Source organism: Paenibacillus sp. FSL L8-0708, assembly GCF_038009325.1.
Lineage (GTDB): Bacteria > Bacillota > Bacilli > Paenibacillales > Paenibacillaceae > Paenibacillus_AQ > Paenibacillus_AQ odorifer.
In genome coordinates this window covers 7300874-7313827 of sequence record NZ_JBBPBC010000001.1, presented here as the reverse complement: position 1 = coordinate 7313827, position 12954 = coordinate 7300874, and the positions used below count along the sequence as shown (strand labels likewise).

Genomic DNA, 12954 nt, shown 5'->3' with positions numbered 1-12954 from the left:
TCTTTTTTTTGAAAATATGTTTTTTGGTATCATGACTTATGATAGGAGAAGATGTTGATAGAGAGAAGGAGAGAGATGTGACACAAAATCCAAATTCCTCCAAGAATAATCATAGAAAAGATTATAAAGAAGATGAGCTACTTGTAACTATAGAGAGTCTTAGATGTGAATTGCTGGAGGTTGCAGAGCAACGCAGTCTTAGTGACCGTGCTGTTCTAGAGCTCAGTGAGCGATTAGACAGCTATATTTTGCTGGCACAAAATAAGATGATGGAAAATTTGCGCAACCGGAAAGCCGGCATTACATCCTATAGTAGAAGTTCCAAAACCGCCATCACTGTTAGCTAAACTACCAACAACATAGAATTATAATACTATGAAGATGTTACTGATCTAGAGGAGCGTATTAGGCTCCTCTATTTGTCGTACAATCTATTTGTTGTACAATCCATAACTTTCACCTATAATGTCAATTAATAGAATCTTTTCAAGTCAAACTTTGGGGGTGCCGAGTGGAGGGAAAGTTAACAACTATACGCTCAGAAATTGAGAAAAATTTGTCCCGCTCCGGCCATAATCTCGCCTCATTTTCAAAAATTTGTGGCCTGAATCGAGGCAGCCTCAGTGCAATTCTGCATGGAAATCCGCCGAAGCCTATGTCCTTGGGACAAGTAGATGCAATTATAAAAGCCTTTGGTTTTCCAGAAGGTTGGTTATATCCTCTATATGTTGATGAATGCTTCAATGATGAGAAGGTCTCACGCCGTAGAGTGGAGCCTTTTCTGATTCGTTGTGCTGAATTGGGCAAACAGAATTGCATTGATGAAACTATAAGCAGATTATTAGAGTCTACCAAGCCGCTGGATATCATTTATTCTGTTGCTGATAAATTATTCAATAAAGGCAAAGTTCAGGAATCCATGTTTTTTTACAAGATTGTAGTAGAGAACGAGTCGGATAGTTATAGTGAACGTCTCGCGATCAGTCATTATCGTAATTTTAAATTTTTGCAAACACTTGATATGGAGGAGAAGCTACGCGCAGTCATTAGCTTTAGTCCTTTTAGGGGGCGCCTTCCGGAAAATTTGCAATTAGATGGTTTATTGATGCTGACACAGCTATGTTTCGCCCTTCGCAGATGGGAAGAAATGGAGATCTATGCTGATGAGTTGAGAGCTTTAGCCAATGCAGTTTACCGCCAAGAACTGCGGAGGAGCGGAGACAAACGAAGAGAAGAACTCTGTACGGAACGTCCGCTCGTTGTTTATTATGGACACGGATATTTGCTTAAAGCAATTTCGTTGACGAAGCAAGGTCAATATGAAGCGGCGAAGAAATATACCGCTGGTTATGCAGACTTAGGCTGGTTTGAGATGTTGGATGAAGTAGGCCAGCAAGCTGTAGAACAATTCCGATTATTTGCAGTTGGGAACAGTTTCACACTGGAAATGTTGGAGGGAAACGTAAAGGTTGTACCGGACTATGTAGCTTTTTTGGCTGAGCACCCCGGAGAAATATTGCCAGGACTCATTATTATTATGGAATCGGCTAATCATTACAGATTTTCTGTAGACGATGTGCTTAAACGTTTTGCACGGGAAATGTTACGATTTGAACAGTTTGAAGATCCCATTAATATTGACCGATTATATCGGTTGTACTATCAAATTGCCATGTATCTAATAAACAATGGACAATATATTACGGGTGTGGACTATATCATACAGTCTTTAGAGTTATCTATTAAGACTAATAATGGAATAGACTTCATTAAGTGCGTGACCTTGTTTGAGACCAATAGGGACTATGCAACTCTGAATCAACAGGAGAAATACAGAAAGCTGATAAGGGAGGTGAGAAAAGATGAAAAAATCACTATTGATGATGGCAGGCATTTTAGCATTGTTTAGCTTCATCATTATCGGCCCAGTTGGTTCCGGAAGTAACGGACCAATCACAACTTATGAGCACGGAGCAGGATTCTAAAGGTTATCCTTGGCAATATTCTATATACAGATACATATACGCATAACTACTCCCTTGCACTCGTGCTAGGGAGTTTTCTTTTTCGTAATAATTGATAGCGCATTCATAATTTGACAAAGCAATCTGGCGAAAATATAATTAGGTAGCCTAAATAATATAGTGTTTAATAATTAGTTGACCTAACTAAAATAGAGGTGAAGGAAATTGGGATAAACGGAGGAAATACAGAAAATACTGAAAATTCAGTCGCACACGGGCTTTTTGCGGCGATGAAACGCCTGCACAAAGCTCAATGGCAAAAGGGCGTTGAAGGCCACAAGCCAAGTGAGATGACTTTAATGATATGCATTGAAAAATGGAATCATTCTGATGAAGAGGGTCTCAAGGTGTCTGAAATCAGCCGACTACTTGGATTCACTCCTCCTACCATCACGCAGCTGATTAACAGTCTTGAAGCGAAACAGATGGTGGAAAGACGCGCGGATCCTTCGGATCGAAGGGTTGTACGCGTGAAATTAACGGAAAGTGGAAAAGAACTCACACGAAAAGCAGAACATTATCGTGATGTGATGCTTGATAAGCTTGTGCAACACTTAGGCGAAAAAGACACTAAACAGCTCACAGAGCTATTGCTTAAGGTACATGAATACGTTGAGGATAATCCACCACCTGATTGGGATAGGCTACAAATGAACGGAGATGAGAAGCTTGATTAAATTATTTAAACAACTGAAGCCTTTTAGGGTAGCTATTGGTGCTGTATTAATCCTTGTATTTTTGCAGTCCATGGGCGATTTATACCTTCCTACTCTGATGTCCGACATCGTCGACAAAGGGATTGTTCAAGGAGATCGCGCTTATATTTGGAAAATAGGTAGTTTCATGCTCCTGGTTGCAGGTGGCGGTGCTTTATGTTCGGTAATTGCCAGTTACTTATCGGCAAAAGTAGCAGCCGGGTTTGGTAAGCTCACCCGTGCACGAGTATTTAACCATGTAGAAAATTTTACGCTGCATGAATTCGATAAGCTGGGTACAGCTTCCTTGATTACACGTACAACAAATGATATTACACAAGTTCAAACGGTACTTACTATGATGTTGCGCATGATGATCGGAGCACCGATGATGATGATTGGTGGTATCATCATGGCAGTATCTGAAGATGCTAAATTATCATTGATTTTTGTAGTCGTTATTCCTGTACTTGTAGGGGCGATCTTCTTTATTGGGATGAAGGGTCTGCCACTGTTTAAAGCCATTCAGATTAAGCTTGATAAATTAAACCTGGTGCTGCGTGAGCATCTGACAGGTATTCGTGTTATTCGTTCTTTTAACCGGATTGATCATGAGAATAGACGTTTCACCGAAGCTAACCGTGATCTTACGGATACAGCTATCAAGGTCAATAAAATTATGGCCGGCCTGATGCCGCTGATGATGATTGTAATGAACTTTTCTATGATTGCTATTCTTTATTTTGGTGGAATACGAATTGGTGATGGCGACTTGCAAGTTGGGTCCCTGATGGCATTTATCCAATATGCAATGCAAATTATGTTCTCTCTGATTATGGTATCGATGATGTTCGTGTTAATTCCGCGTGCTTCAGCTTCAGCCGTGCGTATCAATGAGGTACTGGATATGCAGCCTGAATTTACTGATCCTACTGAGAGTGAACTGCATACAACAGCTCAAGCTACTAAAAAAGACGGACGCGATTCTTTGCGTGGTTTTGTTGAGTTTGAGAATGTATCTTTTTCCTATCCAGGGGCAGAACAGCCTGCACTTTCGAAAATTAGCTTTAGTGCTCGTCCGGGTGAAGTTACCGCGATTATCGGGGGTACCGGATCGGGTAAATCTACACTGCTTAGCCTGATTCCAAGATTCTATGATGTTAATGAAGGTGCTGTACGCGTAGACGGAGTGGATGTACGTGAGATGACACAGGAAGAGCTGCGGAGCAAAATCGGTTACATCCCACAAAAAGCAGTATTGTTCTCGGGTACGATTAATGAGAACATCCGCTACGGTAAAGAGGATGCTACGGATGAAGAAATCATTCATGCATCTAAGGTGGCTCAAGCCTACGATTTCGTATCCGCGATGAAGGATGGGTTTGACTCGGAAATTGCTCAGGGCGGGAATAACGTCTCAGGTGGTCAGAAACAGCGGTTGTCCATTGCTCGGGCGCTTGTGAGAAAACCTGAGGTTTATCTGTTTGACGATAGCTTCTCAGCTCTTGATTTCAAGACAGATGCCAAACTTCGCGCGGCTCTCAAATCTGAAACTACGGAATCCACCGTATTGATCGTAGCTCAACGGGTTAGCACCGTTATGGATGCGGACCGGATTATTGTAATTGATGAGGGTGAAATTGCTGGAATGGGCACTCACCGTGAACTGCTCGAGAGCAGTGATGTGTACCGCGAGATCGTATCCTCGCAGCTGTCAGAGGAGGAAATAGCATGAGTGAACAAAACAGAGAACATAAACCTGCAGCTCCCCGCGGCCATAAAGGTCCGGGTGGACCGGGTGGTCCTGGAATGAGGATGCCGGCAGAAAAAGCTAAAGATTTTAAAGGTACACTTCGTCGCCTAATCAAATACTTGCGCCCGCGTATGGTTCAATTGATTATTGTACTAATTATGGCGATTGCCAGTACGGTGTTCAGTATCTTCAGTCCAAAAGTTATGGGTAAAGCTACAACCAAACTGTTCGAAGGTGCTTACGGTAAACTGATGGGTGTAGAGGGTGCCTCCATTGATTTTGGATATATTAATGATATTCTGATCCTGCTCGCGGGATTGTATCTGCTTAGTGCTCTGTTTAGTTACATTCAGCAGTATGTAATGGCTGGTGTAGCGCAGAAGGTAGTTTATGACATGCGTGAGCAGATCAACAGCAAGCTGGAGCGTTTACCTTTAAAATATTTTGACTCCCGTACACACGGGGAAATTCTTAGCCGTGCTACGAATGACGTGGATAACATCAGTACCACGTTGCAGCAAAGTTTAACGCAGCTAATTACTTCAATCGTCACTATTATTGGTGTTATTGTGATGATGCTTACCATCAGCCCATGGCTGACGTTAATCACGATTACTACGTTGCCACTCAGCTTTATTGTGATTATGGCGATCTCTAAACGTTCGCAGACTTATTTTGTGAGACAGCAGAAATCGCTTGGCCAGTTGAATGGTCATGTAGAGGAAATGTATACGGGGCACCGGATTATTAAAGCTTTCGGCCGCGAACCGCAGTCGCTTAAAGATTTTGATGAAATAAATGATAAGCTTTATGATTCTGGCTGGCGGTCTCAATTTATGTCAGGTATGATTATGCCGCTTATGATGTTTATCGGTAACTTGGGTTATGTGCTTATCTGTGTTGTGGGTGGTATTTTTGTTACTAAAAAAATGATTGATGTCGGGGATATTCAAGCCTTCATTCAATATTCACGTCAGTTCACCCAGCCGATTGCACAAACGGCTAATATTGCTAACATTATTCAATCCACCATTGCTTCCGCAGAACGTGTATTTGAACTTCTGGATGAAGAAGAGGAAGTTAAGGAAGTTAATACTACACTTGTGAAGCTTGATGAAGGTGCTCCGGAAGGTTCCGTTGAGTTCCGTCATGTGAAATTCGGCTATAAAGAGGATGCTATTCTGATTGAGGACATGAATATTGAGGTTAGTCCAGGTCAGACTATAGCGATTGTCGGTCCTACTGGTGCTGGTAAAACCACTTTGATTAACCTGCTGATGCGCTTCTACGAGCTTAACGACGGGGAAATTATCATTGATGGCGTCAACATTACCGACATGAAACGGAGTGACCTACGTAGCAAGTTTGGTATGGTGCTTCAGGATACCTGGCTCTTTAACGGTACGATTCGTGACAACATTGCTTACGGTCGTGAAGGTGCATCTGAAGCTGATGTGGTGCGGGCTGCCAAAGCTGCACATGCCGATCACTTTATCCGCACACTTCCGCTTGGCTACAATACGGTGTTAAATGAAGAAGCTTCTAATATTTCACAAGGACAGAAGCAGTTGATTACTATTGCTCGCGCTATTCTGGCCGATCCATCGATCCTTATTCTTGATGAAGCAACGAGCAGTGTCGATACACGGACTGAATTGCTGATTCAAAAAGCGATGAATGCGCTGATGCAAAACAGAACCAGCTTCGTTATTGCCCATCGTCTCTCGACGATTCGTGATGCGGATCTCATCCTTGTCATGAATCAAGGTAGTGTAATCGAGAAAGGCAACCACGAAGAACTGCTGGCCCAAGGCGGATTCTATGCGGATCTCTATAACAGTCAGTTCTCTGAAGGAGATTTGGACGTAGGCTAAATTGAAGTGAAGAAAAAAGTATAGATAACCCATAAACCCCTCTTTTCACATGTTGCTGATTTTTTATGTGAAGAGAGGGGTATTTTATATGTGATGATGTGTTTTAATTTTTTGAAAAATAAAAAAAGTTTGATTAAAAATTAAAGCATATATATGATAGAATAAAAAATGACCAGCGGCTCATTTTTAAGGCTGCAAGGTAAAGGAGAGGATGAAGGGAATGTCAGGCTACGGAAAATGGGTGGCAGGAAAAAAGACGAAGTGGATTACTCTTCTCGTATGGATAGTGCTTGTAGGTGCACTTACCCTGTTATGGCCTGCAGTGAATTCTCAGGTTGCTAATAATGCGCCTAACCTCCCAGATGATTCACAATCGGTACAGGCAGCAGCTATTGCAGAGCAAGAATTCCCTAGTGGAAGTGGAGTGCCGGCGCTGCTCGTATGGCATAGAGAAGGTGGGCTTTCACAAGATGATTTAGTACATATCACTGCTGTGTACAAGAAGTTGGAGCAGCAACCATTGCCCCATCAGAATTTTGTTCCCCCATTAGGACAACTGCCGCCACAGGCATTACAAGCCTCGTTATCTGAGGATCTTAGCACGCTGGTAACCCCGGTGCTTTTTGATAAAACGGCAGATAGTGATCAGCTCGGTGAAGCTGTGACAGAAATGAAGAAGATCATAAACACAGAGACGGGTGGAGACCCCTCCGCGGCTAAGGTAGATGGAAAAGACCTGAGTTTACGTGTTACGGGTCCAGTGGGCATCTCTATAGATGCTTCAGGCCTGTTTCAGAACGCAGACGTTTCCTTGTTAATTGCTACGGTTATGCTTGTGCTGGTGTTCTTATTGGTGATTTATCGTTCACCGATCTTGGCTTTTATTCCACTTATTGCGGTTGGATTCGCTTATGGTGTAACTAGTCCGATTCTTGGAAAAATGGCACAAGAAGGCTGGATCACAGTGGATTCACAGGCTGTCTCGATTATGACTGTTTTGCTATTCGGAGCTGGTACGGACTATTGCCTGTTCCTGATCTCACGGTTCCGGCAGTTATTGAAGGTAGAAGAGAGTAAGAGTCGTGCGCTTCTTCGCTCCATTACCGAATCTTCAGGTGCCATTGCTATGAGTGGCTTCACCGTCGTGCTCGCGCTGTTCGCGTTATTGCTGGCTAAGTATGGAGCTTATCATCGATTTGCCGTTCCATTTAGCGTGTCTATCTTCATCATGGGAATTGCCAGTCTAACTCTCGTACCAGCACTGCTGGCAATCTTCGGACGGACCTCGTTCTTCCCATTCATTCCGCGCACACCGCAAATGGAGGTAGAACGGGCTAAGGCTAAAGGCAAACCTGTTCCTGAACCCAAGGTTTCCCGTAAAAAGGGTATTGGCGGCTTGGTAGTAACCCGGCCATGGGCTATCGTGGGTGTGACCGTTATCGGACTGGGGATTCTGGCTTCATTCTCCAGTGGCATCAAATTTACCTATGATATCCTATCCTCTTTTCCTAAAAATATGGAATCCCGCGAAGGTTTCGACCTTATTGGCAAACAGTTCTCTCCCGGAGAATTAGCTCCAGCGAAGCTGATTATTGATACCCAAGGAAAAGCGAGCGGAGAGGATCTAAAGGTCATTCTTGGCGGACTCACCTATGTGGACACGGTTTCCGATCCGCAGCAGGGGGCAGTAAACAAAGATATTGTTGGTTTTGATATTGAATTTAAAAGCAATCCTTACTCACTAGAAGCGATGGGGCATATTCCCACCCTTCTTGATACCGCAGAGCAGGCATTAATCGATGTAGACGTTGCGAACCCTGCGGATCACGTGTGGGTAAGCGGACAGACGGCGACACAGCACGACACTAAAGAGATTGGGGATCGGGACACCGATCTGATTATCCCCGTAGTCATCGGAATGATCACCGTACTGTTGTTGATATATCTGCGTTCAATAGTGGCCACCATCTATCTGGTCGGCACTGTTATTCTCTCCTTCTTCTCAGCGCTTGGCTTAGGCTGGATTATCATTCACTATGTGATGGGAGCAGATGCTATTCAGGGAGCGATCCCACTGTATTCCTTTGTTTTCTTGGTGGCACTTGGAGAAGACTACAACATCTTCATGATCTCGAATATCTGGAAAAAGCGTAAAACCATGCCGCTTAAGCAGGCTATCGCGGAAGGAGTGAATGAGACCAGCTCGGTAATTACCTCTGCCGGCCTCATTCTGGCAGGTACATTTGCTGTATTGGCAAGCTTGCCGATTCAGGTGCTTGTGCAGTTCGGTATTATCACCGCTCTTGGTGTTCTGCTGGATACCTTCGTGGTTCGGCCGTTCCTTGTACCAGCTATTACAACGCTCTTTGGCCGTTGGTCGTTCTGGCCGGGTAAACATCAAGAGGTGGAGACCCCTCTGCCAGATGTAAGTAAATAATGAGTTTATAAACAAATAGGGATGTCTCAGAGCCATATTGGCTCCGGACATCCCTGTTTGTTTTAGGCTTGGGCACAGGACATCGCTGGATAATAGCGCTGCTTGTACCAACTAACTTAATTGTATCTATTAGGCTAATCAGTCTGCTAGACGATAGTTACTCTAAGTATTCACTGTGCTAATTAGTATCTAGAAGCGATAACTGTGTTGATTAGCCCGCTGATTCTCTTAGCCCAGTGGTAGAAGACAATTAGCGTGCTGCATTGGAAAGCCCAGTGGTAGAAGACAATTAGCGTGCTGCATTGGAAAGCCCAGTGGTAAAAGACAATTAGGTGGCTGCATCAATAATAGTCAATTAGCTCGTAGCACCGGTTACCTAGCAGTAATAATCAATTAGTTAACTGTACTTATCGGGCTACCATTCCGTACACACTGCTGGTTCAATCTAGCTACTGCTCTGTTTGGGTGGTCCAAATCCTTAGTTACTGGGCGTGCGGCTGATCATTAATTCATATTTATCGATGGAAGCACCCAGGATTGCGTCATTACCACCAGCACCACGGTGCGACTGACGGAAGGACTCGCTGGAGGTCCAGCCTTTGAATGCATCCTCATTCTCCCATACGGTGCAGATTTTTAATTCCTCGACACCTTCCTTGGCATTTCCACGCCAAACCTCCATACGTACAAACCCTGACATATCCTGCACACCATTATTTCCTCCGAAACGTTGAGCAATAGCTTCGCCATGGCCTTCTTTTACTTTAATAGTATTAGTTACTACCAGCATGATAGATAAACCTCCGATCAGAAAGTTAGTATATTTCAGGACATTGTGAATCGAAATAATATAACATGGGAACCTCGAAAATTAGCCAATATCTCAAGGTAACATCGTGATTTTCAACTTACAAAATAAAAGACCATCCCACAAGACACAAGAGTGCGGGCGTTTAATTGCACTTTGTACACTTAAATTATCCGTAACACCAGAAACGATCGAATAAGTGTATTCTCTGCAACTAATTTATGCGAATCTGGTGAATCGCCGAGATTAGCCTTCTTTTAACTGTATAGAGTGCAATTAAAGTATGATTTCTCCTCTAATTGCGCTGAATAGATGTACAAAGTGCAACTATTATCTATTTAAACGTTAAGTATTGTGCAAACTCAGGTACCTGCGGAAAATCAAAGTGTCTACTGCAAGTAAAGTGTCTACTGCAAGTAAAGTGGCTATAGCAAGTTAAAGTAACTACTGCACGTTAAAGTAACTACCGCAAGTAAAGTGCCACCTCAACCGTAATGTTACTCTTAGCCAAAGTGCCAACCCAACTCCAAAGTTTTTACTCAAAACCACCATTACAGCTAGCACCTAATTCCAGTCCCAGTTCCCTAATAAAGCCCCCAAATGAAGTAGCATTGCAGAATGTGCAACAGAATGGACTGAATGTTATCTGAATAAGGCAGTCTGTTGCATTCTGTACAATAGAATCAAGCCCAAATCGCCTAAAAAGGAGGGGAGCCACTAAACTGATTGCACAAAGTGCAATCACCCAAGGTTTCGCCCTCAACTAGAGGGATTCAATTGCACAAAGTGCAATTAGAAAACGGAGCAGAGCAATCCTGAAGCGTTATCCCGCACAAAGTGCAATCACCCAAGGCCTCACCCTCGTCTAGAGCGATTCTATTGCACAAAGTGCAATCACCCCAGATCACCCGGCTCCCCCGCGTCCAGCGCGATTTTATTGCGGATTGGTGGTCCATAGTCCTGCTGTTTTTAGGAAGACGCGATCCGGCAGCTTCAAAGCTGTCAGTGCCAATTCAGCAACATCTTCAGGTTGCATCATGCGGTCTTCGTCACCGATTTTAAGTCCAGCATTGGAAGCTAGGCCAGTGTTGACGGTGCTTGGAGTCAAGGCTACGACGCGAATATTGTGTTTGCGCACTTCTTGTGCGAGGGCTTCGGTCATGCCCATGAGAGCGAACTTGGACGCGCAATAAGCAGAGCCTGTCGCGAAGCCGCGTTCTCCGGCTGTGGATGAAATATTGATGATATTTCCGCCATTTTTCTCAATCATCGCAGGCAGCGCAGCACGAGTTACGTAATAAGTACCGTAGAGATTAACTTGGATGTGGCGCTCCCAGTCAGCAGGGTCCATTTCTACTAAAGTGCCGAATTTTGCGATCCCGGCATTGTTGATTAATGCATCAAATGCTCCAAGCTCATTTTGCAGGGAAGCAACAGCACGTTCAGCTTCTTCGCGTACGGCGATATCGGCCACGGCAATGCTGACATTAACGTCATATACTTCCGTTAAGGCTGATTTTAACGCTTCGAGATCACCTGAAGTTCTGGAGATCAGGCCTAAATTAGCACCTTCCTTAGCCAGTGCCATAGCCAAGGCTTTTCCGATCCCTTTGCCTGCACCAGTAATTACAACACTCTTTCCTCTCAAATCCATCTCTATCGTCACTCTCCTTCAAACTTTTTTGAAGCAGCTGCTTCATTCAAGTCTTATTATACCTGAATGCTGTAGGGCAATTACAATCGCCCCTTAGAAAATAGTCTGCAAATTTTCATGAAGCCGAACTGCCTTTTCATGAAAAGGTATTATTCATGGAGTTTCGTCAGCGGTACCGAAGCTGGGCCCTCTAAAACCTCGCCATCGTAAGAGAAGCGGGAACCATGGCAAGGGCAATCCCAAGAACGATCCCCGTTGTTCCATTCGCATTCACAGCCCATATGGGTACAGGTTCTATCCACCAGATGAAGTTTACCTTCTGTATCCTTATAAGCTCCCACACGTTTGCCATCATGGAACACAACGGCTCCTTCGTCAGCTTCCAAATCAGTTGTCTTTTTATGGACGATTTCCACTTTGCCCGCCACGAGCTCTTTTGCCACATTGGCATTTTGCACGATGAAGTTTTTTAGGCTGGTGCCAGCTTTGAAGCGGGACGGATCATACAGTTCGGTATATGGATTATCTTTGCGCTGAATCTGATCCGAGATGATCTGTGCGGCCAGCGTACCGCTTGTCATGCCCCATTTTCCAAAACCTGTGGCGATATAAATCTCTTCGTTGTCAGAAATTTTACCGATGTAGGGCACTCTGTCTAGGGTGATTAAATCCTGTGCTGCCCAGCGGTAAGGGATTGTTTTGATGCCGAGCAGATTTCCTGCGAAAAGCTCCAAATTCTCATAATGTCCTATCGTACAGATGCCCTGGCCTGTCTTATGGTTGTCTCCCCCGACAATGACCAGATTCCTGCCTTCCCACTCTACTGCACGAAGAGAACGGGTGGGTTCGCTTGCACTTAGATACATTCCACCCTCAAAATCCGTTTCAGGCTGGATCGCCAGACAGTAGGAACGTTCAGCATGCAGCCGCGAGAAATATAGTGCTCCTCCATCGTAGAATGGGAAATGAGAAGCTGAAACGGCGTAGCGGCAGGTGATCCGATGCTCGTCCTTTTCAGTAAAAAGCGTAAGCTTATCGTTCTTCTCCACCTTATCCGCCATCATCGTATGCTCATAGATTACGCCACCTTTATCCTGAATGACCTTCAGTAGCCCCTTCAGATATTGCAGCGGGTGAAAGCGGGCTTGTCCTGGTAATTTAATGGCACCACTGGCCATCAGGGGGATAGAGACGTTATCTAGCCATTCTCCGGGCAGACCCAATTGTTCATAGGCTTTATACTCTTCCTCCAGTTGTTTAAGCGTTTTATGATCTTCAGCATCCGCGTACAGAAAAGCCGCCTCATGTTTCATGCCGCAGGATACTTCAAGTTCCTCAGCCGTATTCTGGATCCAATTCATAGCCTCGCTATTCGAGCGATAATAGAGCCGGGCTTGCTCCTGCCCAAAATGCTTTATCAAATGATGATAGATTAACCCGTGCTGTGCTGAGATTTTTGCACTGGTAAAACCCGTAGTGCCACTCAGAATTTCCCCGGCTTCCAAGAGTGTGACTTTGTAGCCTGCGTTGCTGAGGAGATAGGCTGTTGTAATGCCTGTAATTCCACCGCCTACCACTGCCACATCTGTAGAAATATCTTCAGCCAGCTTTGGAAAAGCCGGTAAATCCGTGGTATCTCTCCATAATGATTCCGGAAATTGTGGAAGACTTTGCGTTATCTTACGGTTTGGGTCCATCTATTATCCCTC

9 protein-coding genes are annotated in these 12954 nt (G+C 44.3%); 6 read left to right on the top strand and 3 right to left on the bottom strand.

Translation table 11 applies throughout. The annotated features are described in order from the left end of the window. The first annotated feature begins 38 nt into the window (after positions 1–38). The 6 genes from NYE58_RS34295 (at position 39) to NYE58_RS34270 (ending at position 8783) form a co-directional block, all read left to right on the top strand. Positions 39–347 (top strand): aspartyl-phosphate phosphatase Spo0E family protein, encoded by a 309-nt coding sequence (locus NYE58_RS34295; RefSeq protein ID WP_081382514.1) that lies wholly within the window; start codon positions 39–41, stop codon positions 345–347. A gap of 164 nt (positions 348–511) precedes the next feature. Next, positions 512–1909 (top strand): DNA-binding protein, encoded by a 1398-nt coding sequence (locus tag NYE58_RS34290; RefSeq protein ID WP_076105042.1) that lies wholly within the window; start codon positions 512–514, stop codon positions 1907–1909. A gap of 270 nt (positions 1910–2179) precedes the next feature. After that, positions 2180–2701, top strand: a complete 522-nt coding sequence (locus NYE58_RS34285; RefSeq protein ID WP_081383179.1) for a MarR family winged helix-turn-helix transcriptional regulator — start codon at positions 2180–2182, stop codon at positions 2699–2701. Further along, a complete protein-coding gene (locus NYE58_RS34280; protein ID WP_076123992.1) occupies positions 2694–4454 on the top strand; it encodes an ABC transporter ATP-binding protein in 1761 nt (586 codons plus the stop codon). Before NYE58_RS34285 ends, NYE58_RS34280 begins: the two co-directional genes overlap by 8 nt. Then, a complete protein-coding gene (locus NYE58_RS34275; RefSeq protein ID WP_076123991.1) occupies positions 4451–6346 on the top strand; it encodes an ABC transporter ATP-binding protein in 1896 nt (631 codons plus the stop codon). The genes NYE58_RS34280 and NYE58_RS34275 overlap by 4 nt, the downstream gene beginning before the upstream one ends. Positions 6347–6557: 211 nt before the next feature. Beyond that, on the top strand, positions 6558–8783 hold the full coding sequence (locus tag NYE58_RS34270; protein WP_341004078.1) for an MMPL family transporter: 2226 nt from the start codon (positions 6558–6560) through the stop codon (positions 8781–8783). Positions 8784–9261: 478 nt separating this feature from the next. Here NYE58_RS34270 and NYE58_RS34265 read toward each other — a convergent pair whose 3' ends face one another. From NYE58_RS34265 to NYE58_RS34255, 3 genes are all read right to left on the bottom strand, one after another. Next, complete coding sequence (locus tag NYE58_RS34265) at positions 9262–9573, bottom strand: antibiotic biosynthesis monooxygenase (protein WP_341004077.1); 312 nt, start codon at positions 9571–9573, stop codon at positions 9262–9264. Positions 9574–10525: 952 nt separating this feature from the next. Next, the gene (locus tag NYE58_RS34260; protein WP_076221202.1) at positions 10526–11245 is read right to left on the bottom strand and encodes a 3-ketoacyl-ACP reductase; all 720 of its coding nucleotides are present in this window, start codon (positions 11243–11245) and stop codon (positions 10526–10528) included. A 149-nt stretch (positions 11246–11394) separates the two neighbouring features. Further along, positions 11395–12942 carry an FAD-dependent oxidoreductase gene (locus NYE58_RS34255; protein WP_076191737.1) on the bottom strand — a complete coding sequence of 516 codons (1548 nt, stop codon included), beginning with the start codon at positions 12940–12942 and terminating at the stop codon, positions 11395–11397. Between the last annotated feature and the right edge of the window lie 12 nt (positions 12943–12954).

Excerpts from the sequence above, each read along its gene's own strand:
- NYE58_RS34295 (WP_081382514.1), top strand. The coding sequence starts at position 39 with ATGATAGGAGAAGATGTTGATAGAGAGAAGGAGAGAGATGTGACACAA.
- NYE58_RS34275 (WP_076123991.1), top strand. The coding sequence starts at position 4,451 with ATGAGTGAACAAAACAGAGAACATAAACCTGCAGCTCCCCGCGGCCAT.
- NYE58_RS34270 (WP_341004078.1), top strand. The coding sequence starts at position 6,558 with ATGAAGGGAATGTCAGGCTACGGAAAATGGGTGGCAGGAAAAAAGACG.
- NYE58_RS34265 (WP_341004077.1), bottom strand. The coding sequence starts at position 9,573 with ATGCTGGTAGTAACTAATACTATTAAAGTAAAAGAAGGCCATGGCGAA.
- NYE58_RS34260 (WP_076221202.1), bottom strand. The coding sequence starts at position 11,245 with ATGGATTTGAGAGGAAAGAGTGTTGTAATTACTGGTGCAGGCAAAGGG.
- NYE58_RS34255 (WP_076191737.1), bottom strand. The coding sequence starts at position 12,942 with ATGGACCCAAACCGTAAGATAACGCAAAGTCTTCCACAATTTCCGGAA.